This window comes from Kitasatospora sp. NPDC058478, from assembly GCF_042720345.1.
Taxonomy (GTDB): domain Bacteria; phylum Actinomycetota; class Actinomycetes; order Streptomycetales; family Streptomycetaceae; genus Kitasatospora.
In genome coordinates this window covers 1-22,097 of sequence record NZ_JBHXML010000054.1, presented here as the reverse complement: position 1 = coordinate 22,097, position 22,097 = coordinate 1, and the positions used below count along the sequence as shown (strand labels likewise).

Below are 22,097 nucleotides of genomic sequence, written 5' to 3'. Positions count from 1 at the left end.
TTGGCGGCCCTAGATTTGCCGGGTCTTTACTTCAATAGCCCAACGACCCCGCGGCGGTGATATGACCGTTCTGACGAATATGAAAAACGCACAAATGCTCGTACTCGGTGATGTCGACTTCCGGGAGGGGGGCGAACTCGGTGAACCGCACGGCCTTCATGCGGTAGTCGACGGGGTGCGACAGCCGCCCCGCGCTGCGCAGCGCCGCGGCCTGCCGGGCCGCCTCCAGCAGCACCATGCCGGGCATGTGGTCGGACGAGTGGTCGAAGAAGAACGGGTGTGCCGGGTCGGCCGGGCAGATCAGGAGCGCGTCGTCCGCCCGCGAACCGTCACTCGCCCGCGAACCGCCGCCCGCGCGCGTCACCAGCACGTCGGAGGGCAGGGCGACGCCGACCTCCGCCGGTGACGGGGGGTCGGGGGGCGGGCCGGAGTCCGCGGGATCCCCGGCCAGCGCGGTGCCGCGCAGGGCCGGGTAGGCGGGCCGTTCGACGAAGCGCGTGCCGCCCTCGATCCGGGCGAACACCACTCCCCGCGCGGAGCAGTCGACCCGCAGCCGCATGCCGGTGGGCCGGTGGTTTTCGGCCGAGGTCCGCAGGCCGTGCACCTGGGCCCGGCAGAGGACCGCCGCCGGGCCGTCGCCGCGCGGCTCGGCCGCCGGGTCGACCCGGCAGGACACGTCGGTGATCAGCAGGTGCGTGTCGGCCGGCACGCCGTAGTGGCGCAGCGGCAGGTAGATGCCCAGCTGGCGGGCGGTCTCCACGGCGATCAGCGGGTCGTGCCGCTCTCCGCGTCCGCGCGGGAAGGTGGGGTGGGAGCGGGGCCACTGGGCCGCCGCCTCGAAGCGGTCGCCGCCTCGGGCCCGGACGTCGGTCAGCAGCACCTCCGCCACGGCGGCGCGGTGGACCAGTTCGCGGGGGACCGTGCGGGACCAGCTGAGCGGTCGGGCAGGATGCCGGGCCGCCGAGGAGGGGAGGAAATCCAGCATCTTCATATTTACAGAAAATATCAATCTCCTTGGTTTCGCATGTCGTCAGTTGGCGCTCCGGCCCGCGGATCACTACAGTGCGTGCGAAAAGCCGGGGTGATCTTGAAAAGGCAGAGGCGCGTGCAGAATCGGGCGGAGACGACACGGAGGTCAGTCCTCGAATCAGCTGCGCGATTGTTCGACGAACGCGGGTACGCGGGCACCAGCATCAGCGACATCAGCGCGGCCTCCGGCAGGACGAGCGGGGCCATCTACTTCCACTACACCAGCAAGGAGAACCTGGCCCGCGCCGTGATCGAAGCGCACTTCGCCACCTGGCCGGAGCTCGTCGCGCGCCACACCCGCACGCCGGTGCCGGCGCTGGAGCAACTCGTCCGGCTGAGCTTCGCGGTGGCGCGGGCCTTCCGCGACGACGTCGTGGTCAGGGCCGGCGCCCGGCTCTGGTCCGAGCGCGCGGCCATCGACGCCGACCTCCCGGTGCCGTTCGTGGGGTGGATCGACACCGTCCGGGTCCTGCTCGAACGGGCGGGCAGCGAGGGCGAGCTCGCCGCCCGGGTCGACCCGTCGACCACGGCCCACGGCGTGATCTGCGCCTTCTTCGGGCTGCACACCGTCTCCGACGCGATCGACGGACGGCGCACCATCGAGGAGCGCCTGTGCGACCTGTGGGAACTGCTGCTGCCGGGGCTCCAGAAGAACCCCGACCCGGCCGCCCTGCTCGCCTCGGTCCGGCCCAGGCCGTCCGCGCGCGCCGACGGGTGGGGAACCGGCGGGAATTGACGCGGAATCGACCCCCCGCCTTCCGGGAGGAGGCCGCGCCGCTGCGCACCGGGCCCTAGCATGAATCACCACGTCCGGGGCCGGCGGTGCGGCGGAGAAGAGGCGTCAGGGCTATGGCAGCGGTTCAATGGGCGGCCGGGCCGTCCGGTCAGGGGTCGGTCCAGGTACTGGAGTTCCTGTTCGCCTTCCTGCTCTCCGGCCTGATCGGGGTCGAGCGGCAGATCCGCCAGAAGTCCGCGGGCCTGCGGACGTACACGACGGTGGGCAGCGGCGCGGCGCTGTTCACCCTGGTGAGCAAGTACGGTTTCGCCGACGTGATGCGCGCGGGCACCGTCGAGCTGGACCCGTCGCGGATGGCCGCGCAGATCGTGTCGGGGCTGGGCTTCATCGGCGCCGGGGTGATCTTCGTGCACCGGGGCTGGGTGCAGGGGCTGACGACGGCGGCCACCATCTGGCTCACCGCGGCGGTGGGCTCCGCCGCGGCCGCGGGCCTGCCGCTGCTCGCGGCGCTGACCGTCGCGGCGTACTTCCTCGCGTCCTACGCGATCAGGCCGTTGCTCAACCGCCTGCCCGCGCTGCACCGGCCCGCGGTCTCGTACCGCATCGTCTACCGTCCGGGCAGGGGGGTGCTGCGGGACGTGCTGGACCAGTGCACCCGGGCCGGATTCGCCGTCTTCGAGCTGCGCACGCTGTCCGGCACGGACGGGGAACTCCCCGGCGAGGCCTCCGAGAAGCCCGTCGAGGTCGCCCTGTCGGTGCAGGGGCAGGGCGACGCCGGCGGGCTCACCGCGCAGCTCGCGGCCGTGGCGGGAGTGCTGACCTGCGTCCGCGGCCGGTCCGACGAGGAGTGACGTCCCGGCCGCGGGGGAGAGCGCGTCAGCGGGCGCCGAGGGCCGGCAGGCGCTCCATGATCCGTTCCATGCCGCTGGTCCAGTTCGCCTCCAGGGCGGCGACGGCCTGCTCCATGTCGTCGTCGAGGAGGCACTGGGCGATCCGCTCGTGCTCCTCGGCGGCGCGTTCGAGGATCTCGTGGTCGCCGACGACCACCCGCTCGTAGCGGTGGAGGGTGAGTTTGAGCGAGTCGATCAGCTCGCGCAGCCGGGCGTTGGAGCAGCCGGAGAGCAACAGCGCGTGCCAGGCGTCGTCGTAGCGCTCTATGGTGCCGTGCGGGGCCTGGGGCGCGGAGAAGGCGCGGGCCTCCGCCAGCAGCCGGGGCGCGATGGCCGAGAGGTGCGCGCGGTCGGAGGTCCGCAGCGCCAGCGACTCCAGGGCGATCAGGATGGCCGTGAGGTCGAGGAACTCCTGTCGGCCGGTGGGTGCGAAGCGAAAGCCCTTGCCGCGCTCGCTGGTGATGATGCCTTCGCGCTCCAGACTGATCAGCGCCTCGCGCAACGGGGTGCGGCTGACGCCCAGTTCCTCCGCGAGGTGGACTTCGTTGATCGACTCGCCGGGGGTGAACCGGCCGTGGCCCAGCCGCTCCAGGAGTTCGTCCTTCACCTGTTCGCGCAGCGGACGCCGCTCGATCGCCATCGGGCTTTCCCTTCTTCCTCGGTCCGTAGCGTACCGGCCGGGCGACTGGTCAGGCGGTCCCGGCGCCGTCCACGGCGATGATCGCGCCGCTGACGAACGTGGAGGCGTCACTGGCGAGGAAGGCGACCGTCTGGGCGATGTCCCGAGGCTGGCCGATGCGGCCGAGCGGTCGGTCGGCGGCGTCGGCGTAGAAGGCGTCCGGGCTCTCGCCGAGCTGGCGGGCCTCCTCGGCGAGCATACCGGTGTTGGTGTCGCCGGGGCACACGCAGTTGACGCGGATGTTGTCGGGGCCGTGGTCGATGGCCATGGCCCGGGTCATGTTGACGACGGCGCCCTTGGAGGCGCAGTAGGAGACGGCCCGGCCGCCGCCCCGGATGCCCCAGCCGGAGCCGGTGTTGATGATGCTGCCGCCGCCGTTCGCAGCCATCAGCGGCACGACCAGCCCGCTGAGCAGCATGATGGAGCGGACGTTGACGGCCATCACCTGGTCCCAGTCGTCGTCGGCGATGTCGCAGACGGTGGACCGGCGGATGATCCCGGCGTTGTTGAACAGCACGTCGACGCCACCGTGCAGGTCGACGGCGGTGCGCACGGCCCGTTCGCAGTCGGCGCGCTGAGAGACGTCGCAGCGGACGAAGGTGCCGCCGGTTTCCTTGGCGGCCTGCTCGCCGCGGTCGGCGTCGAGGTCGGCGAGGACGACGGCCGCGCCGAGTTCGGCCAGCAGCGCGGCGGTGGCCCGGCCGATGCCGGAGGCGGCGCCGGTGACGATGGCGCGCTTGCCGTGGAGGTCGATCACTGAGGGCTCCTCTTCAGGGGGTCAGGCTGGTTGGGGAGGTCGGGCCGGTCAGGCGGTCAGGCGGTAGACGGCGCTGGTGTGGCGGCCGGTGATCACCCGGACGTGCCCGGACAACGCATCGTCCAGCTCCGGGTCGCCGGTGTCCAGCAGCAGCGGGCGGCCCGCGAGGGCGGCGAGCTTCGCTTCGGTGGCGAGGACGAGCAGCCGCTCGCGGCCGGCGGCGCGCAGCAGTTCGGGGGTGAACTGCTGGTTGCCGCGGCCGAGCAGGAAGCCCTGGCCGCCGATCGGCGAGAGCGCGATCCACGGGGCGGCGGGCAGGGCCAGCAGTTGGTCGGCGCGGGCGTCGCGGATCACGACGCGGGCGGTGCCGCCGGGTTGGAGGCGGAGCACGTCGACGCCGGTCAGGCAGGCGTCCGCCGCGCCGAGCGCCGTGGCGACGGCGTGCGTCGTGCCGCCGGGGCCGAGGGCGAGCAGCCCGCCGGGGCCGACGCGTTCGGCGACCTCGGCGGCGATGCCGCCCAGCGCCTCGGGGTCGGTGGCGGAACTGCCGGTCTTGCGCTGCTGGACCCGGGAGGGCAGGACCGGGACGGTCAGCCACCCGTGCAGGCGGGCGGACACCCGGCCCTCGCGTAGCGCCGCCTCGTCGCGGTCCACGACCTCGGCGGACGCCAGCCGGACGCCGCCGCCCGCCCAGGCGGCGGCCACCTCGGCGGCGGCGCGGGGGTGGACGGCGAAGACGGCGGAGTGCATCTTGACGCCGGCCGGGATGCCGAGGACGGGCGGTCCTGGCTCCGGACCGAGCGTGCCGAGCGTGCCGAGTGCGTCGAGCGTGCCGAGCGCGTCGAGGACGTCGCGGGCCGTGCCGTCGCCGCCGCAGAACAGCAGCAGGCCGGCGCCGGCCGCGACGAGGGCGCGGACGGCCGCGCGGGTGTCCGCCGCCGTGGTGTCCGGGCCGGCGGGCCGGTGGACCACCGTCGGGTCGAGGCCGGCCGCCCGCGCCGCGTCCGCACCCATCGGCCCGGCCGCCGTGAGCAAGGTCGAGTGCGGTGCGAGCAAGCTGAACTGACGGAGCATCAGTTCTGTACGGGAGCTCGCGGCCGGCCGGGCGCCGAGGGCGCGGGCCCGCTGCTGGACCTCGGCGCCGTCGCTGCCCTTGAGGCCGACCCGGCCGCCGAGTCCGGCGACCGGGTTGACCACGAGCCCGACGGCGGGGCCGGTCGTCGGTTTCCCACCTGCCGGGCGGGCGGCGGAAGTTGGGCGACCGGCCCCGGGGCCCGTCGTCACGGCTGCTCGCCGAGGACCTTGCGGCGGTAGGCGCGCCAGCTGACGGCCCAGACCGCCGGGTCGTCCAGCGGCTCGTGCCGGATGCGGTGCACGGTGGAGTTGTGCGGGGCCGTACGGACGGTCTCCGGGTCCTCGTAGGCCTCGCGGGCGACCTCGGCGAGGATCGCGGCGTACTCGTCGAGGTCGGCGCGGGAGTAGGACTCGGTCGGCTCCAGCGTCATCGGCTCGGGGACGACGTACGGGTGGTGGCTGGTCCAGTAGTGGGTGCCGAAGTCGGCGGCGCGGTACCCGAGGTCCTCGCTGTGCAGGCCGGTGTCCTCGTTGAGCTGCTGCCAGCTGTAGCGGACCTGCTCGACGCGCGGCCGCCCCTTGGCGTAGGGCACGGAGACGCCGCGGATCCGCTGGACCTGGTGCATCAGGTAGTTGTTGTTGAGCACGGCGGTCTCGGCCACCTCGCGCAGCCCCGCGGCGCCCATCGACATGATCCAGGCGTAGGCGCGGACCAGGTTCGGGACGACGCCCAGGTAGGGGCGGATCTTGCCGATGGACTCCGGCCGGTCGTGGTCCAGGATGTACCGCTCGCCGTCGAACTCGACGGTGGGGCTGGGCAGGTGGGGCGCGAGCTCGGCGGTGACGCCGCAGGCGCCGGCGGCGGGGCCGCCGCAGGCGTGCGGGGTGGAGAAGGTCTTGTGCAGGTTGAAGTGGCACAGGTCGAAGCCGGCCTCGCGGGCCCGGGTGATGCCGAGGACGCCGTTGGCGTTGGCCTGGTCGTAGGCGCACAGGCCGCCGGCCGCGTGCACGATGCGGACGAACTCGGCGATCCGGGGGTTGTAGATCCCGGTGTCCTCGGGGTTGGTGATGAGCAGCGCGGCGGTGCGCGGGCCGACGGCGGCGCGCAGCGCCTCGATGTCGGGGTAGCCGTCCGCGTCCGGGTGCAGGGTGATCACCTTGAAGCCGGCGGTCTTGGCGCAGGCGGCGTTGGAGGGGTGCGAGAAGGCGGTGGTGATGACCTCGTCGCGCTGTTCCAGCTCGCCGCGGGCGGCGAAGTGGGCGCGGATGACGGAGACGTTGGTCCAGATCGCGGCGGAGCCGGCGCCGGGTTGCAGTGAGACCCGGTCCATGCCGGAGACCTCTTTGAGCAACTGCTCCAGCCGGTGGACGAGTTCGAGCACCCCTTGGACGGTCGAGGAGTCCTGGGCCGGGTGCAGGGCGGCGATGCGCGGGTCGCGGACGAAGGCGTCGTTGACCTTGGGGCTGTACTTCATGGTGCAGGTGCCCTGGCCGACGTCGACGTTGAGGTCGGCGCCGAGGTTCTCCTGGGAGAGCCGCAGGTAGTGGCGGAGCACCTGCTGCTGGCCGAGTTCGGGCAGCGCGGCCGGGGTGGCGCGGCGCAGCGCGGCGGGCAGGCGGTCGGCGGGGCTGCCGACGGCGGCGGTGACGCTGGGGCCGGGGGTCGGTGGCAGGATGCCGCGTTCGCCGGGCGCGCCCAGTTCGAAGATCAGTTTCTCGTCCCAGCGGGCCTGGTGGAAGCGGCGCAGGGCGGGCTTGGGGGCGATCCGCGGGTCGGTCCCGCCGCTGGTCTGACGGTCCGTCACTTGACGATCTCCTCAAGGGCGGTGGCGAGGCGGTCGATGTCGGCCTGGGTGTGGAGCTCGGTGACGCAGTAGCGGCCCTCGTGTTCCCCGGCCGGGGTGCCGGCGTGCAGGCCGCGGGCGAGCAGTGCGGCGGCGACCTCGGCGGCGGTGCGCCCGCCGGTGTAGCGGAGGGTGAAGTCGGCGAAGTGGACGGCCTCGGGGTCGGCGAGTTCCACGCCGGGGGCCTGGGCGAGGCGCCGGCGGGCGTAGGCGGTGTTGGCGAGGATGGTCTCGCCGATCTCGCGCATGCCGTGCGGCCCCATCAGCGAGAGGTAGACCCCGGCGGCGATGCCGTGCAGGGCGGCGGCGGTGCCGACCCACTCCTTGCCCTCCTCGCGCACGGCGAAGGAGGTCCGCTCGTAGGCGACGTCGCCGAAGCCGTACTCGCCCGGCACGTCGGTGGGGGTGAGGCCGAAGAGGCGGCTCGGGTACTCGGCCACCAGGCGTTCGTCGTCGGCGCTGGCGATGAAGCCCGCGTTGCCGCCGCCGAAGCTGGGGTGGATGCCGAGCGGCTGGAGGTCGCCGCAGGTGAGGTCGGCGCCGAAGGAGGCGGGCGGGGCGAGCACGCCGAGGCTCAGCGGGTTGGCGCCGATGACGGCCAGCGCGCCTGCCTGGTGGGCGAGTTCGACGTACTGCGGCAGTTCGGGGTCGATGCGGCCGCAGTGGTCGGTCAGTTCGGCGAAGACGGCGGCGGTGTCGCCGGCGGCGAGGGCGGCGCGGACGGCCCCGGGCTCGGCCGGGACGAGCACGAGGTCGTGGACGCCGCGCACGTAGTCGCGGATCCGGGAGAGCTTGTCCGGGTCGAGGTCGCCGACCAGGAGGAGGCGGCGGCGCCCGGTGGCCCGGCCGGCCATCCGCAGTGCGGTGGCGGCGGCCTGGAAGCCGTCGTAGGTCGGCACGTTGACGACGTCGACGGCCAGCAGTTCGGCCATCAGCGACTGGTACTCCCACAGGGCCTGGAAGCGGCCGTGGTCCTCGTACGGCTCGCCGGCGTAGGCGGTGAGGAACTCGCTGCGGTTGACGACCTCGTCGACCACGGCGGGCACGTGGTGGCGGTAGCAGCCGGCGCCGAGGAAGCTGCGGCCGGGCGGGACGGCGGTGTTGCGGGCGAGCAACTCCTCCATGTGGGCGACCAGTTGCGCCTCGGAGCCGAGTGGCTCGGGCAGTCGCAGCGGGCGGTCCAGGCGGAGCTCGGCGGGGATGTCGGCGTAGAACTCCTCGACGCTGTGCGCGCCGATCGCCGCCAGCATGGCCTTCTTCACGTCGGGGGCGGCGTTGGGGATGTACGGGTGGGTCCGGGGGGCGCGTGCGGTCATCCTGGCACCTTCCGCGATTTCGGTCACAAGCCTTGACGGCACTGTGTGTGCTGAGTTCTGTATACAGCATTCGGCATTCACTCTTCAGGAGGCAAGATGTCGGGAGGAAAGAACTCAACCGGCACCCGGCACAGACACCTTGACGCTCCGGCGGGCAACCGGGCCGGATCCGGACCGGGCCCCACCCGGCGCCGGGTCCTCGGCGCCGGGCTCGCAGGCGGCGCGCTGCTGCTGACCGGGGCGACGGGCTGCGCCACCGGCGGCGCCGGCGCCCCCGACGCCAAACGGCTGGAAGCGAGTTCGGGCGGCAAGGCCGCCGGGAAGATCACCATCTGGTCCTGGGACGTCGCCGCCAAGGCCATGCAACGGCTCGGCAAGGCCTTCGAACAGGCCCACCCCGGCACCACCGTCGACGTCGTCGACATCGGCTACGACAACGCCTACGACAAGATCACCGTCGGACTCGGAGCCGGCAGCGGACTCCCCGACGTACTGACCGTCGAGGGCCACCGAATGCCCACCTACATCGGCAACTTCCCCCACGCGCTGGTGGACCTGACCAGCCGGGCCGGCGGCCTCGCGAAGGACTTCGCGCCGTCCGTCTGGCGCACCGTCACCGACGCGGGTGGCCGCGTCCTCGCCCTGCCCTGGGACAGCGGCCCGTGCGCCCTCTTCTACCGCCGCGACCACTTCCAGCAGGCCGGAATCGACCCCGCCACCCTCGCCACCTGGGACGACTACCTCGCCGCCGGCACCACCCTCAAGGACCGCACCGGCAAGAAACTGCTCATCCTGGACGCCAAGCAGGACAGCATGTTCGCCCTGCTGCTCCAACAGCAGGGCCAGGGCTGGTTCGTCGACGGCAAGGTCGCCGTCGCCTCACCCGCCGCCGAACGGGCGCTCACCCTGATGAAGCAACTCGTCGACCGGGGCCTGGTCGACTTCGAGAACGGCTGGGACGGCCTGGTCTCCGGCACCCACGACGGCAAGGCCGCCACCACCCCCACCGCCGCCTGGTGGGACGGCACCCTCACCGGCGACATGGCCGACCTGAACGGCAGGTTCGGCGTCGTCCCCCTGCCCGCGTTCGACCCCGGCGGCTGCCGCACCTCCAACAGCGGCGGCTCCACCCTCTCCGTCACCGCACAGAGCAAGAACCCCGAACTCGCCTGGGAATTCCTCTCCTTCCTGCTCGCCGACCGGGCCAACCAGGCCTCGATGATGGAGCACGAAGGCCTCTTCCCCGCCTACCTCCCGGCCCTGGACGACCCGTACTTCCAGCAGCCGGACCCGTACTACGCGAACCAGCCCGCCATGCGGCTCTTCGCCGACCTCGCCCGGTCCATCCCCACCGTCGAGACCACCGCCGACGACTCCAAGGCCGGCGACATCGTCAACACCGCCGTCAACCAGGTGCTGCACAACGGAGCCGACCCCGGCACCGTGCTGCGCTCCGCCGCCCGCCAGATCGCCACCGCGACCAGTCGCCAGCCGGCCCCGTAGGGACACGCGCCATGACCAGTCTCCAGGCCCCCGCCCCCCGGATGGCCGCCGCGCCCGCGCGCACCACGCCCACCCGGCGACGACGGCTGCCACGCTCCGCGGCCTGGCTCTTCGCCGGGCCCACGGCCGTGCTCTTCATCCTCTTCTTCGCCTATCCGCTCGGCGCCAGCCTCTACCAGAGCTTCACCGCCCGCCGGGACGGCGCCACCGTCTGGGTCGGCCTGGACCAGTACCGGCGCATGCTGGACGACCCGGCCTTCCTGCACTCCCTGGTCAACACCGGGATGATCCTGGCCGTCCAGGTGCCCGTGATGATCGGGCTGGCGCTGGTGCTGGCCGTCCTGCTGAACCAGTCCTGGCTGCGCTTCCGGGCCGGCTGGCGGGCCGTCTTCTTCCTGCCCGCCGTCACCACGCTGGTCGCCTACGCCGTCGTCTTCCAGGTGCTGCTGCGCACCGACGGCGGCCTGGCCAACCAGCTCCTGCACGCCCTGGGCGCAGGCCCCGTCGACTGGCTCAACTCGCCCACCTGGGCCCGGATCTCCCTGATCGGCTCGGTCACCTGGCGCTGGACCGGCTACAACGCCGTCATCCTGCTCGCCGGCCTGCACGCCATCGGCCGGGACCAGTACGAGGCCGCCGCCCTCGACGGCGCGGGCACGCTGCGCACCTACACCAGCGTGATCCTGCCACAGCTGCGGCCGGTGGTGCTGTTCTGCGTCATCACCTCCACCATCGGCACGCTCCAACTCTTCGACGAGAACTACGTGCTGACGCGCGGCGGCCCCGGCGACGCGACCCTCACCCCGGTGGTCTACCTGTACAAGGTCGGCTTCCAGCAGCTCGACTTCGGGTACGCGGCCGCGATCGCCTGGGTCGTGGTGCTGGTCATCGCGGCCGTCTCCCTCCTCCAGTTCCGGTTCTACGGAAGGGAACGCCGCCGATGAGCACCACCTCCGCCCGCCCCCGGCCCGCCCGGCCGGCGGCCGTCCGCCCACCGGCGGCCCGCCCGCTGACCGCCCGGCTCGGCCGCGGCGCCGTCCTGGCCGTGCTCGCCCTCGGCGCCGTCGTCAGCCTGGTGCCGTTCGCCTGGATGCTGATCGCCAGCACCCACAGCAGCTCCGAACTCTTCCACTCCCCGCCGCCGTTCCTGCCCGGCGGGGAACTGCTGCGCAACCTGGCGCACCTCCAGCAGAGCATCGGCTTCGGCCGGGTGCTGCTCAACAGCCTCGGCGTCGCCGTCGTCTACACCGCGCTGAGCTCCCTGCTGTCGGCCATGTGCGGCTACGGGCTGGCCAAGTACCGGTTCCGGGGCCGCGGGCTGCTGCTCGGGCTGGTGCTCGCGACCATGATGATCCCGCTCCAGGTGCTGCTCGTCCCGCTGTTCCAGATGATGGCCAGCGTCGGCTGGATCGACAGCTACCAGGCGGTCATCCTGCCCTTCCTGGCCAACTCCTTCGGCATCCTGCTGATGCGCCAGGGCTTCCTGGACTTTCCCGACGAACTCCTGGAGTCGGCGCGCATCGACGGCTCCGGCGAACTGCGCACCTTCTACCAGGTCGTCCTGCCGTGCGTGCGGCCGCAGCTGGGCGCACTCGTGATCTTCACCTTCATGGGCCAGTGGAACAGCTTCATCTGGCCGCTGCTGATGCTCAACACCGAGGACAAGTACACCGTGCCGGTGGCGCTCAACACGCTGACCGGGCTGACCCACGTCGACTACTCCGGCCTCATGCTCGGCTCCCTGCTGGCCACCCTCCCGCTGGTGCTGCTCTTCCTGGTCTTCCAGCGGCAGTTCGTGGCCGGCCTGCTCGGCGGAGCGCTGAAAGGATGACCCCCCGCATGACCCCCCGCACACCTTCCCGCGCAGGCGCACTCACCCGCGTCCCCGGCCTCCTCTACGGCGGGGACTGGAACCCCGAGCAGTGGTCCGAGGAGGTGTGGGCCGAGGACGTGAAGCTGATGGCCGAGGCCGGCGTCAACCTGGTCACCGTCGGGGTCTTCTCCTGGGCCCGGCTCCAACCCGCCGCCGAGAGCTGGGACTTCGGCTGGCTGGACCGCCTCCTCGACCTCGTCCACGGCCACGGAATCGCCGTCGACCTGGCCACCGCCACCGCCTCGCCGCCCGCCTGGCTGGTCCGCGCCCACCCCGAGCTGCTGCCCGTCACCGCCGACGGCGTCCGGCTGGAGTTCGGCTCGCGCCAGCACTACTGCCCCTCCTCCGCCGTCTACCGGGCCGCCGCCGCCCGGCTCACCCGGGCCCTCGCCGAGCGCTACCACGACCACCCCGCACTCGCCCTGTGGCACATCCACAACGAGTACGGCGACCACGTCCAGGAGTGCTTCTGCCCCGCGTCCGCCACCGACTTCCGGCGCTGGCTGCGCGAGCGGCACGGCGACGTCGACGAACTCAACCGCTCCTGGGGAACGGCGTTCTGGTCGCAGCGCTACGGCTCGTTCGACGAGATCGAACCGCCGCGCGCCGCGCCGGGGCCGGTCAACCCGACCCAGCTGCTGGACTGGCGCCGGTTCTGCTCCGACGCGCTGCTGGCCCTGCACCGCACCGAGAAGGCCGTCCTCGACGAGGTCTCACCGGGCGTGCCGGTCACCACCAACTTCATGTCGATGCTCAAGTCGCTGGACTACTGGGAGTGGAGCCGCCACGAGGACCTCGTCTCCGACGACGCCTACCCCGACCCGGCCGACCCCCGCACACACGTCAACGCGGCCATGAACTACGACCTGATGCGCTCCCTCAAGGGCGGCAAGCCGTGGCTGCTGATGGAACAGGCCCCCTCGGCCGTCAGCTGGCGGCCCGTCAACCTGCCCAAACGGCCCGGCCTGTACCGGCTCTGGTCGCTCCAGGCGCTGGCCCGGGGCGCGGACGGCGTACTGCACTTCCAGTGGCGCGCCTCCGTCGCCGGGGCCGAGAAGTTCCACAGCGCGATGCTCCCGCACCGCGGCACCTCCTCGCGCGGCTGGCGGGAGACCGTCCGGTTCGGGGCCGAGCTGCGCCGGCTCGGCGAGATCGCGGGCAGCCGGATCCGCGGGCGGGCGGCCGTCCTGCTCGACTGGGACAGCTGGTGGGCACTGGAGCTGGACGACCACCCCTCCGCGCGGATGCGCTGGCTCGACCTGCTCCGGCCCTGGTACGCGGCCCTCCACGACCGCGGCGTGACCGTCGACTTCGTCCCGCCCACCGGCGACCTCGACGGCTACCGGCTGCTGCTCGCCCCCAACCTGTACCTGCTCGACACCGCCACCGCCGACCGGCTCACCGCCTTCGTCCAAGCGGGCGGCCACCTGGTCTGCGGCCCGTTCAGCGGCATCAGCGACCGGCACGACCACCTCCACCCCGGCGGCCACCCCGGGCCGCTGCGGCCGCTGTTCGGCCTCGTCGTGGACGAGCACTGGCCGATCCCCGACGGTGCCGCCACCACCGTCCGGCTCGACGACGGCGGGCCGGAGCTGCGGGCCGAGCACTGGAGCGAATGGATCGACACCGAGGGCGCCGAGACCGTCGCCCGCTACGCCTCCGGCGAGCTGGCCGGCCTGCCCGCCGTCACCCGGCACCGCCACGGCACCGGCAGCGCCTGGTACCTCGGCTGCCACCTCGGCGCGGACGTCGGCCGGGTGCTCGACCTGCCGCTCGCCGAAGCCGAGGTGGGCGCCGAACTGACCGGCCTGCCGGCTGGCGTCGAGGCCACCCGCCGCCGCGCCGCCGACGGCACCGACTACCTGTTCCTGCTCAACCACGGCCCCGCCGCATGCCGGGTGGCGCTGGACCGGCCCGGCACCGACCTGCTCACCGGGGCCGACACCGGCCGGGGCCTCACCCTCGCGCCGCTCGGCGCCGCCGTCGTCCGCGTCCCCGCGGCCGGCCCCGACCCGGCCTCCCCACCTCCGTCTCAGTCCACGCCCCCGTCCACGCCCGCCGAGGAGCGCACATGACGCCGTTGTCCCGCCGCCGACTCCTGGCCGCCACCGCCGCCACCGGCACCGCCCTCGCCGTGGCCGGCGGCGTCGCGCCGACCGCCCACGCCGACGACCGGCAGGCCGCCCCGTCCGACCTGCCGGACCTGTCCGACCTGGCTGACCCGTCCGCCCTCTCCGACCGCTACGCCGACGTCCTCGACCTGCACGGCACCCCCGCGCAGGCCTACCCCGGCGACGCCACCGGCAACAACCCGATCAACGTCTTCGCCGACCTCGGCGCCTGGCACGCCTACGCCCTGCCGCGCCCGCAGGACCCGCTCGGCGGCTTCACCGGCCCGCTCCACCTCGCCCAGGAATACCCGTGGTGGCTCAGCGACGGCCTCAACCGCCTCCAACTGACCGAGCAGGGAAAGGTCCTGGACCTCGCCGCCGGCGGCGCCCCCCGGCTCACCTCGCTGCCCGGACTGCTGCGCCAGTCCTACGACCTCGGCGGCCGCCTGGCGCTCACCCTGGAACTGCGCTTCGCCGGCAACCGCACCGCCCTGGTCAGGGCCCGGCTGGCCAACGGCGGCCCGGCCGAGCGGACCCTCCAGGTCGCCTGGACCGGGGCCCTGCTGCGCCCGGCCGCCGGCCCCCAGCACGACGCCCCCGCCCTGGTCGCCGCCGAACGCGGCGTCGCCGTCCGGTTCGCCCGGGTACGGCAGACCTGGGACTACCTCACCGACGGCACCGAGCGCTTCGAAGTCCGCCACGCGGCGCCGGTGCGCACCACCGTCAGCGGCGACGGCCACCGCACCGAACTGGCCGGGGCCGTCCGGCTGGCCCCGGGCGCGGCCCGCACCCTGGACTGGGCCGAGAGCTACACCTTCACCGACGCCGAGCACGCCCGCGCCGTCGCCGAGGCGGACGCCGCGCTGCGCGCCCCCGACCGGGTCGCCACGGCGGGCGCCGCCCGCTGGGCCGGATACGTCGCCCGGGCGACCGAGGGCCTCCCGGCCGCGCGCCGCCGGACGGCCGTCAAGTGCGTGCAGACCCTGGTCACCAACTGGCGCAGCCCGGCCGGGCGGATCCGGCACGACGCCGTCACGCCCACGCTCTCGTACAAGTGGTTCAGCGGGGTCTGGGCCTGGGACACCTGGAAGCAGGCCGCCGGCACCGCCGTCTTCGCCCCCGACCTGGCCGCCGACCAGATCCGGGCGATGTTCGACCACCAGATCCGCCCCGACTCCGCCGACCGCCCGCAGGACGCCGGGATGATCCCGGACTGCGTCTTCTACAACGACCCGAGCACCGGCGGCGGCAACTGGAACGAGCGCAACTCCAAGCCCCCGCTGGCCTCCTGGGCCGTCTGGGAGGTGTACCGACGCGGCGGCGACCGGGCGTTCCTGCGCGAGCTGCTGCCCAAACTGACCGCCTACCAGGACTGGTGGTACCGCACCCGGGACCACGACGGCGAAGGCCTGTGCGAGTACGGCGCCACCGTCGACCCGGGCAACGCCGCCCCGGCGGACTGCCTGGCGGCGGCGGCCTGGGAGTCCGGCATGGACAACGCGCCGCGCTTCGACGCCGCCCTCGGCGCCGCCGTCGTCGCCAACCGCAGCGCGCAGGGCGCCCTGCTGGGCTGGTCGCTCACCCAGCGCTCCGTCGATCTCAACGCCTACCTGGCCGCCGACCACCGGGCCCTGGCCGCCATCGCCGCCGAACTCGGCGACCGCACTGCCGCCCAGCGGCTGCGCGGACGGGCCGAGGCGATCGACCGGGCCGTGCGCGACACCATGTTCGACCCCGCCACGGGCTGGTTCCACGACACCGACCTGGCCACCGGCGCCCGCCTCACCGCGCGCGGGCGCGGCATCGAGGGCGCCATCCCGCTCTGGTCCGGCACCGCCTCACCCGCCCAGGCCCGCGCGGTCCGCAGGCTCCTGCTCGACCCGGCCGAGTTCGGCACCGCGCTGCCGTTCCCGACCGTCGCCCGCAGCTCGCCCTCCTTCGACCCCGCCGGGTACTGGCGCGGGCTGGCCTGGATCGACCAGACCTACTTCGCCATCGAAGGCCTGCGCCGGTACGGCTGGAACCAGGACGCCCGCCGGGCGACGGACCGACTCCTGACCACGGCCGCCGGGCTCGGCGGCGACGGTCCGCTGCGGGAGAACTACGACCCGCTGACGGGGGAGGGGCGGAACTCGACCAACTTCAGCTGGTCCGCCGCCCTGCTCCTGCTGCTGCTCCGCGCCTGACCGATTTGGCCCGGAGCTGCCCCGTCCTGGCATGATCGGGGCATGGTCGAACGAGTCATTGCAGCGTGTGACGGAGCAGCCAAGGGCAACCCCGGTCCGGCGGCCTGGGCCTACGTGGTGGCGGACGCCGCCGGGGTGCCCCAGCGCTGGCAGGCCGGTCCGCTCGGGCACAGCACCAACAACGTGGGCGAGCTGACGGCGCTGGAGCAGCTGCTGGCGTCGACGGACCCGGCCGTCCCGCTGGAGGTCCGGCTCGACAGCACGTACACCCGCGACGCGGTGACCAAGTGGCTGGTCGGCTGGAAGCGCAACGGCTGGAAGACCGCCGCCGGCAAGCCCGTCGCCAACCGCGAGCTGATCCAGCACATCGACGAGCTGCTGACCGGGCGGGACGTCACCTTCGTGTACGTCCCCGCCCACCAGGTGAACGGCGACCCGCTGAACGCCATCGCCGACAAGGCCGCCAGCGACGCCGCCCGCCAGCAGCAGGCCGCGGGCGGAACCGCCGCCGACCTCCCGGAGCCGGACCCGGCCCGGACCACCCCGGCGCGGGCCGCCCGCCCGGCCTCCTCGTCGGTCTCCTCGTCGGCGGGTTCGTCGGCCGGCTCGTCCACGGCGAAGAAGCGCTCCTCGGGCGGTTCGCGGACCCTGGCCGCCCGCTTCCCCGGCACCTGCCCCTGCACCCGCTCCTACGCCAAGGGCGAGACCATCACCAAGGTGGGCAGCAGCTGGGGACACCCGGAGTGCGCAGGAGCCCACGCGTAGGTCCGGTCCGACGCCGGGCGGGCCGACACCGGCCCGCCCTGGTCGCACTCACCCCGAGGTGGAGCCGGGTGGAGCCGGGTGGAGAAGCACTCCGGCGAATTCTCCACCCCCGCGCCGAGGCTGACGACACCTCAGCAGTCCTAGCGTCGGACGCATGACCCGACCTACCGGCCGCACCACGGCCCGCGCCGGCGGCGCGCTGCTCACCGCCGCCCTCCTGCTCGCCGCACCACTCGCACCGACCGCCGTCGCGGCCCCGGCGGCCCAGTTCTCCTGGGGGCCCTGCCCCGCGCCGACCCCGAACGCCAACGGCGTGCCGTTCACCCGCGACCCGCGCCAGCAGTGCGCGACCCTGCGGGTGCCGCGGGACTACCGTGACCCGGACGCCGGCACGATCACCCTCACCGTCTCCCGGCTGCGCACCGCCGACCCCGCCCACCGGCGCGGCACCCTCGCCGTGGTGCCGGGCGGGCCGGGCGGCTCCGGACTCGACTACCCGGGCGAGATGGCGAAGCTGCTGCCGGCGGACGTCCTGCGCTCCTACGACCTGATCGGCTTCGACGAGCGGGGGGTGGGCAACAGCACCCCGGTCCATTGCGACCTGTCCGCCGCCGACCGGGACGCCCAGCTCAACTACCCCTTTCCCGGCCCCGACGGCTCGATCACCGCCAACCTCGACCAGGCCCGGCGGGTGGCCGACGGCTGCGCGGCGGCGAGCGGCGGCTACCTGGCCGACGTGACCACGGCCAACTCGGCCCGCGACCTGGACCGGATCCGGGCCGCCCTGAGCCTGCCCCGGATCTCCTACCTGGGCAGCTCGTACGGCACCTACCTCGGCCAGGTCTACGCCACCCTCTTCCCCTCGCACACCGACCGCGTGGTGCTGGACAGCACGGTGCCGCCGGGCGGGCTGGAGCAGGGGTTCAGGCTGTTCAGCGAAGGCTTCGACGACTCCTTCCCGGCCCTGGCCCGCTTCGTCGCCGCCCAGGACGCCACCCTGCACCTCGGCGCCACCCCCGAGGCGGTCCGGGCGAGCTACCTGCGGCTGGCCGGCGAGGTCGACCGCGACCCGCTGCCGCTGTCGGGCGGCCGGCTGCTCACCGGCGGCGGCCTGCGCAGCGTCGTCTACGCCTCGCTGGTCAAGCCGAGCTACTACCCCCTCGGTGCGCGGGTCCTGCAACTGGCCGAGGAGCGCGACACGACTCCGGCCCAGGCCCAGGCCCAGGCCCCGGCCCAGGCCCAGGCCCAGGCCCAGGCCCCGGTTACGGCTCCGATGCCGGCGGGCGCGGGCACCGGCGGTTCGGGCGGCAACCCGCTGCCGCAGGTCATCCCCGACAACTTCCTCGCGGCCCAGTTCGCGGTGATCTGCGGCGACTCGGCCTGGCCCCGCGACCCGGCCGCCTACGCCGCCCGCACCGCCGCCGACCGGGCCCGCTACCCGCTCACCAACGGCATGAGCGGCAACGTCTGGCCGTGCGCCTTCTGGCACTACGGCCCGAAGGAGCCGCCGGTCCGGGCCGACCCGGACGGCCCGCGCAACATCCTGATGCTGCAGAACCGGTACGACCCCGACACCACCTACAACGGCGCCCGGCAGACCCAGCGCGCCTTCGGGCACCGGGCGGCGATGGTCACCTTCGACACGACCGCGCACGGTGTGGACTTCACCGACCCCCGGGTGCTCGCGCCGTTCACCGCCTTCCTGCTCGGCGGCCGGCTCCCGAGCTGAGCAGACGTACGGCCGGGGCCCCGACCCGGGCCCCGGCCGTACGTCCGTACCTCCGCTCAGGGCTGGGCGACCCCGCTGCGGGCGCCGTTCTCGGCCCGGACCGTGCGGGCGGCCGGCACGGACAGGCGTTCCTGGTGGTCCGGCGGGTAGAACTGCCGGGCCCAGTGCCGCAGGGCGCCGATCGGCCCGTCGCCCGGGGCGAGTCGGGCCGACGGTGTCCGCCGAGGAGGCCGCCGCGACGACCCCGGCCGGGCGTCGCGGAAGTCCTAGCGGTCCGCCGCTTCGACGGCGCTCAGCGGGGCCGCCAGGTCCTCCAGGCTGCGCCGTTCCGCCCGCACGCCGATCGCGGCCTCGACCAGCCCCGCGGCCGTCATCAGCGCCGCCCCGATGCAGAACGCGAGCGTGGTGTCGGAGACCTTCCCGCTGCTCACCAGGCCGTTGAAGAGCAGCGGGCCGCTGATGCCGCCGACCGCCGTGCCGACGGCGTAGAAGAAGGCGATGCACATCGCCCTGGTCTCCAGCGGGAAGATCTCGCTGACCGTCAGGTAGGCCGCACTCGCCCCCGCCGAGGCCAGGAACAGCACGGCCGTCCAGCAGGCCGTCATGCCGGCCGCGCTCAGCGCGCCCTGCTGGAACAGTGCGGCGGTGCCGAACAGCAGCACGCCGGAGCCGATGTACGTGCCGGCGATCATCGGCACCCGCCCGACCGAGTCGAAGAGGTGGCCCAGCAGCAGCGGGCCGAGGAAGTTGCCGACCGCGATGACTGCGAAGTAGTAGCCGGTGTCGCCCTCCGGCACGTCGAAGTAGAGGGTCAGGATGACGGCGTAGCCGAAGGTCACGGCGTTGTACAGGAACGCCTGCCCGATGAAGAGCGAGAGGCCGAGCACCGTGCGGCGCGGGTAGCGGCGGATCACGGTGCGGGCGATCGTGACGAAGCCGAGCGGGCCGCGCTCGCGGATCAGGATCGGCCGGTCGGTGACGGCCGGCAGCGGTCGGCCGGTCTCCCGCTCCACGATCCGCTCGGCCTCGGCCACCACCTCCTCGGCCTCCGGCGCCCGCCCGTGGGTGAACAGCCAGCGCGGGCTCTCCGGGACGTGCCGGCGGACCAGCAGGATCGCCAGGCCCAGCACGACACCGATCCCGAAGGCGAGCCGCCAGCCCACGTCGGTGGCGAACAGCGCGGTGTTCAGCAGCGCGACGGAGGCGAAGGCGCCGAGCGCGGCGCCGATCCAGAAGCTGCCGTTGATGATCAGGTCGACCCGGCCGCGCACCCGGGCCGGGATCAGCTCGTCGATCGCCGAGTTGATCGCCGCGTACTCGCCGCCGATGCCGAACCCGGTGAAGAAGCGGCAGAGGAAGAAGAACCAGGCCGTCCAGGACAGCGAGGTCACGGCGGTCGCCGCCAGGTAGACGGCGAGCGTCACCATGAACAGCTTCTTGCGCCCGAGCCGGTCGGTCAGCCAGCCGAAGAACAGTGCGCCGGCGCAGGCGCCCGCCACGTACACGGCGGCCGCGATCGTCGTCACCTGCGTCGTCGAGATGGCGATGCCGCTGCCGGGCTGCGCGAGCCTGGCCGCCATGTTGCCGACGATCGTCACCTCAAGGCCGTCCAGGATCCAGACGGTGCCCAGGCCGATCACGATCCGCCAGTGCCAGCGGGACCACGGCAGCCGGTCCAGCCGGGCCGGCACGTTGGTCTCGATGACCCCGGTTCCGGCGGACCCGGACCCGGACCCGGCTTCGGCCCCGGGGGCCGTACCGCCGTGCGGGTTCCGCGCGGATGACTTCGCCGGATCGGCCATGCGGGGCTCCTTCGCTCGCCGTATCGAGACGCCCCGTCTGCCCGCTTTCCGCAGGATCGAACGCGGGCGCCCTCTTCGCTACGCTCGGTGAGCTTCGACGCTCCCTCCGTCATCATCCCCCGAGGGCGGAGGCGCCGCCCGGGGAGGCGTTCCTCCTGACGGGCGGCGGGCGGCGGGCGGCGGCGACGGTGACGGACGGACCCGGCTGTGGAAGGCGTCCGGGCTACTGCTCGACGTACTTGCGCAGTACCTGCTGGTAGTCCGCGAACTCGGGCTCGGTGTGCAGCTTGGAGACGTCCTTCTTCAGGTAAACCATGCTGGGGCAGCTGGGTTTGGCGCTGCCCAGCAGCTGTTCGGTGCCGACCTTCTTCCCCGTCCTGGCCTCGTACACGGTCACCTCGTACTTGCCGCGGTAGAGCTTGAGGGTGTCCGAGGTGAACTTGCAGTCGGTGAGGAACTCGCCCTCGTCGGGTGAGTCCAGGCAGGCGATCAGCTGGACGCGGTACGGGTCCAGGCGGGTCGCGCTCCAGTAGTCCGGCGAGCCGGCGGTGGGGGAGGCGGGGTGCGAGGAGCCGGACTCGCTGAGGGTGAACATCGCGACCGGGTGCGGCCCGGCGCCGGTGTGCTCGGCGGTCTTGGGGAAGTACTTGCGTGCGATGTTCGACGCGCAGCCGGCGTCGAGGTCGGAGAGCCGGCTGAGTGCCTTGTCGCTCGCCTTCGGCTCGAAGATCACCCAGTAGACGCCGTACCCGAGGACTCCGACCATCGCCAGCGCGACCACCCGTGCGGCGATCGTCCGCCCCTTGCGCTGGCCGGGTGTCAACTGCCGTGCGGCGCCGGTGGCAGCGCGCTTCCTGGTCGCCACGGCGTAGGCGATGAAGAGGATCGGGGACGCCGCCACGACGGCGAACAGCACGCCGATCGGGGCGTTTCCACCGTTGAACGCGATCATCGAGAAGATCACCGAGATCGCGGCGAGCAGGACTATCAGCTTGGCCATGAACATGCCCTCCCACAGGTCGACAGCAGCCGCGAGACTACCGCTGCCGGGGCGGGGCGCGGGCGCCCGTACCCGGTCCGGACGCGCCCCCGGGGCCCGCCGCCGTCGGCGCCCCGGTGTTCCGCCGCAATTCCACCCGCATTTCCGCACCATCGGTGATTTTCTTCCCCGCCCCTTTCCGGAGCCCATGCGAAGTCGATTTCCGGGGGTGGTGGAGCCGGGGTCGAGAGGTGCTGGAAAGGGCTTTCCGGCGGGGGTGCGGTGTGTTGTGGTGGGGTGGTGGAGGAGCCGGGCCGCACCCCCGTGGCGGCCCGGACCGGGCGGACAGTCGCTGGTGGGCGGCGTAGACGCTCGCGCATGGATGTGAGTGCGGTGGCTATGGTTCGCCGACTCGGGGTGGATTTGAATGGTGCCATGACGACGAACCGACCGGGCTCGCAGAGCGGTAGGGGCCCGCGGATCGCGTCGGACCTCCCGGGCGCCGCCGGCGCCTTCGGGGGGTCGGTTCCGTCAGTTTCCTCCGTCTCTCCGAATGAGGTGCTTGTGATGACTCGTCAGGGTGTTGTGGATCTTCCGGTCGGTGCTGGTGTGGTGCTGGTGGTGGGTGGGACGGGTAAGACCGGTCGGCGGGTGGCGGAGCGGTTGTCGGGGTTGGGGTACGGGGTGCGGGTGGGGTCGCGGTCGGGGGCGGTGGCGTTCGACTGGCATGACGAGGGGACGTGGGAGGCGGCGCTGGAGGGGGTGAGTGCGGCGTATCTGACGTACTACCCGGATCTGGCGTTTCCGGGGGCGGTGGAGGCGGT

The 22,097-nt window shown here is 73.3% G+C and carries 17 protein-coding genes and 1 pseudogene; 10 read left to right on the top strand and 8 right to left on the bottom strand.

Translation table 11 applies throughout. From position 1 onward, the window contains the following. Positions 1 to 31: 31 nt before the first annotated feature. A complete protein-coding gene (locus tag ACFWPT_RS27495) occupies positions 32 to 991 on the bottom strand; it encodes a ScbA/BarX family gamma-butyrolactone biosynthesis protein (RefSeq protein WP_380484988.1) in 960 nt (319 codons plus the stop codon). A 114-nt stretch (positions 992 to 1,105) separates the two neighbouring features. Between ACFWPT_RS27495 and ACFWPT_RS27490 the strand changes: the two genes are divergently transcribed. Together ACFWPT_RS27490 and ACFWPT_RS27485 are read left to right on the top strand one after the other, a co-directional pair. Next, complete coding sequence (locus ACFWPT_RS27490) at positions 1,106 to 1,765, top strand: ScbR family autoregulator-binding transcription factor (RefSeq protein ID WP_363376432.1); 660 nt, start codon at positions 1,106 to 1,108, stop codon at positions 1,763 to 1,765. Between the two features lie 113 nt (positions 1,766 to 1,878). Continuing rightward, positions 1,879 to 2,616 (top strand): MgtC/SapB family protein, encoded by a 738-nt coding sequence (locus tag ACFWPT_RS27485; protein WP_380484985.1) that lies wholly within the window; start codon positions 1,879 to 1,881, stop codon positions 2,614 to 2,616. Positions 2,617 to 2,641: 25 nt separating this feature from the next. Here the strand turns inward: ACFWPT_RS27485 and ACFWPT_RS27480 are convergent, their stop codons facing one another. The 5 genes from ACFWPT_RS27480 to gcvPA all read right to left on the bottom strand — a co-directional run bounded on the left by ACFWPT_RS27480 (position 2,642) and on the right by gcvPA (position 8,325). Then, the gene (locus ACFWPT_RS27480) at positions 2,642 to 3,295 is read right to left on the bottom strand and encodes a GntR family transcriptional regulator (RefSeq protein ID WP_380484983.1); all 654 of its coding nucleotides are present in this window, start codon (positions 3,293 to 3,295) and stop codon (positions 2,642 to 2,644) included. Between the two features lie 49 nt (positions 3,296 to 3,344). Then, on the bottom strand, positions 3,345 to 4,091 hold the full coding sequence (locus ACFWPT_RS27475) for an SDR family NAD(P)-dependent oxidoreductase (RefSeq protein WP_380484977.1): 747 nt from the start codon (positions 4,089 to 4,091) through the stop codon (positions 3,345 to 3,347). Between the two features lie 48 nt (positions 4,092 to 4,139). Next, positions 4,140 to 5,288 carry an ATP-NAD kinase family protein gene (locus ACFWPT_RS27470; protein WP_380484975.1) on the bottom strand — a complete coding sequence of 383 codons (1,149 nt, stop codon included), beginning with the start codon at positions 5,286 to 5,288 and terminating at the stop codon, positions 4,140 to 4,142. A gap of 83 nt (positions 5,289 to 5,371) precedes the next feature. Beyond that, the gene (gene gcvPB, locus ACFWPT_RS27465; RefSeq protein WP_380484973.1) at positions 5,372 to 6,970 is read right to left on the bottom strand and encodes an aminomethyl-transferring glycine dehydrogenase subunit GcvPB; all 1,599 of its coding nucleotides are present in this window, start codon (positions 6,968 to 6,970) and stop codon (positions 5,372 to 5,374) included. Further along, a complete protein-coding gene (gcvPA, locus tag ACFWPT_RS27460) occupies positions 6,967 to 8,325 on the bottom strand; it encodes an aminomethyl-transferring glycine dehydrogenase subunit GcvPA (RefSeq protein ID WP_380484971.1) in 1,359 nt (452 codons plus the stop codon). The genes gcvPB and gcvPA overlap by 4 nt, the downstream gene beginning before the upstream one ends. Before the next feature lie 96 nt (positions 8,326 to 8,421). On the opposite strand from gcvPA, the gene ACFWPT_RS27455 reads away from it, so the two are divergent. The 7 genes from ACFWPT_RS27455 to ACFWPT_RS27425 all read left to right on the top strand — a co-directional run bounded on the left by ACFWPT_RS27455 (position 8,422) and on the right by ACFWPT_RS27425 (position 18,492). After that, positions 8,422 to 9,828 (top strand): ABC transporter substrate-binding protein, encoded by a 1,407-nt coding sequence (locus ACFWPT_RS27455; RefSeq protein WP_380484969.1) that lies wholly within the window; start codon positions 8,422 to 8,424, stop codon positions 9,826 to 9,828. 11 nt (positions 9,829 to 9,839) lie between these two features. Beyond that, positions 9,840 to 10,772 (top strand): sugar ABC transporter permease, encoded by a 933-nt coding sequence (locus tag ACFWPT_RS27450; RefSeq protein WP_363376447.1) that lies wholly within the window; start codon positions 9,840 to 9,842, stop codon positions 10,770 to 10,772. Next, complete coding sequence (locus ACFWPT_RS27445; RefSeq protein WP_380373730.1) at positions 10,769 to 11,659, top strand: carbohydrate ABC transporter permease; 891 nt, start codon at positions 10,769 to 10,771, stop codon at positions 11,657 to 11,659. The genes ACFWPT_RS27450 and ACFWPT_RS27445 overlap by 4 nt, the downstream gene beginning before the upstream one ends. An 8-nt stretch (positions 11,660 to 11,667) precedes the next feature. Further along, a complete protein-coding gene (locus ACFWPT_RS27440) occupies positions 11,668 to 13,776 on the top strand; it encodes a beta-galactosidase (RefSeq protein ID WP_380484966.1) in 2,109 nt (702 codons plus the stop codon). After that, positions 13,773 to 15,998, top strand: a complete 2,226-nt coding sequence (locus tag ACFWPT_RS27435) for a trehalase family glycosidase (RefSeq protein ID WP_380484964.1) — start codon at positions 13,773 to 13,775, stop codon at positions 15,996 to 15,998. The genes ACFWPT_RS27440 and ACFWPT_RS27435 overlap by 4 nt, the downstream gene beginning before the upstream one ends. A 42-nt stretch (positions 15,999 to 16,040) precedes the next feature. Continuing rightward, positions 16,041 to 16,763 (top strand): ribonuclease H, encoded by a 723-nt coding sequence (locus ACFWPT_RS27430; protein WP_380373739.1) that lies wholly within the window; start codon positions 16,041 to 16,043, stop codon positions 16,761 to 16,763. Positions 16,764 to 16,917: 154 nt separating this feature from the next. Then, positions 16,918 to 18,492: an alpha/beta fold hydrolase gene (locus ACFWPT_RS27425; RefSeq protein WP_380484962.1), complete on the top strand. Its 1,575-nt coding sequence runs from the start codon at positions 16,918 to 16,920 to the stop codon at positions 18,490 to 18,492. A gap of 266 nt (positions 18,493 to 18,758) precedes the next feature. On the opposite strand, the gene ACFWPT_RS27420 is transcribed toward ACFWPT_RS27425, so the two are convergent. Both ACFWPT_RS27420 and ACFWPT_RS27415 read right to left on the bottom strand, forming a co-directional pair. Further along, a complete protein-coding gene (locus tag ACFWPT_RS27420) occupies positions 18,759 to 20,294 on the bottom strand; it encodes an MFS transporter (RefSeq protein ID WP_380484960.1) in 1,536 nt (511 codons plus the stop codon). Positions 20,295 to 20,517: 223 nt separating this feature from the next. Then, the gene (locus tag ACFWPT_RS27415) at positions 20,518 to 21,294 is read right to left on the bottom strand and encodes a hypothetical protein (RefSeq protein ID WP_380484958.1); all 777 of its coding nucleotides are present in this window, start codon (positions 21,292 to 21,294) and stop codon (positions 20,518 to 20,520) included. A gap of 546 nt (positions 21,295 to 21,840) precedes the next feature. Here ACFWPT_RS27415 and ACFWPT_RS27410 point away from each other — a divergent pair. Beyond that, positions 21,841 to 22,097, top strand: a pseudogene (locus ACFWPT_RS27410) (NmrA family transcriptional regulator); the annotation flags it as partial.

Coding starts and splice junctions, on each gene's coding strand:
- ACFWPT_RS27450 (WP_363376447.1), top strand. CDS start 9,840: ATGACCAGTCTCCAGGCCCCCGCCCCCCGGATGGCCGCCGCGCCCGCG.
- ACFWPT_RS27485 (WP_380484985.1), top strand. CDS start 1,879: ATGGCAGCGGTTCAATGGGCGGCCGGGCCGTCCGGTCAGGGGTCGGTC.
- ACFWPT_RS27455 (WP_380484969.1), top strand. CDS start 8,422: ATGTCGGGAGGAAAGAACTCAACCGGCACCCGGCACAGACACCTTGAC.
- ACFWPT_RS27420 (WP_380484960.1), bottom strand. CDS start 20,294: ATGGCCGATCCGGCGAAGTCATCCGCGCGGAACCCGCACGGCGGTACG.
- ACFWPT_RS27430 (WP_380373739.1), top strand. CDS start 16,041: ATGGTCGAACGAGTCATTGCAGCGTGTGACGGAGCAGCCAAGGGCAAC.
- ACFWPT_RS27445 (WP_380373730.1), top strand. CDS start 10,769: ATGAGCACCACCTCCGCCCGCCCCCGGCCCGCCCGGCCGGCGGCCGTC.
- ACFWPT_RS27415 (WP_380484958.1), bottom strand. CDS start 21,294: ATGGCCAAGCTGATAGTCCTGCTCGCCGCGATCTCGGTGATCTTCTCG.
- ACFWPT_RS27440 (WP_380484966.1), top strand. CDS start 11,668: ATGACCCCCCGCACACCTTCCCGCGCAGGCGCACTCACCCGCGTCCCC.
- gcvPA (WP_380484971.1), bottom strand. CDS start 8,325: ATGACCGCACGCGCCCCCCGGACCCACCCGTACATCCCCAACGCCGCC.
- ACFWPT_RS27495 (WP_380484988.1), bottom strand. CDS start 991: ATGAAGATGCTGGATTTCCTCCCCTCCTCGGCGGCCCGGCATCCTGCC.
- ACFWPT_RS27435 (WP_380484964.1), top strand. CDS start 13,773: ATGACGCCGTTGTCCCGCCGCCGACTCCTGGCCGCCACCGCCGCCACC.
- ACFWPT_RS27480 (WP_380484983.1), bottom strand. CDS start 3,295: ATGGCGATCGAGCGGCGTCCGCTGCGCGAACAGGTGAAGGACGAACTC.
- ACFWPT_RS27425 (WP_380484962.1), top strand. CDS start 16,918: ATGACCCGACCTACCGGCCGCACCACGGCCCGCGCCGGCGGCGCGCTG.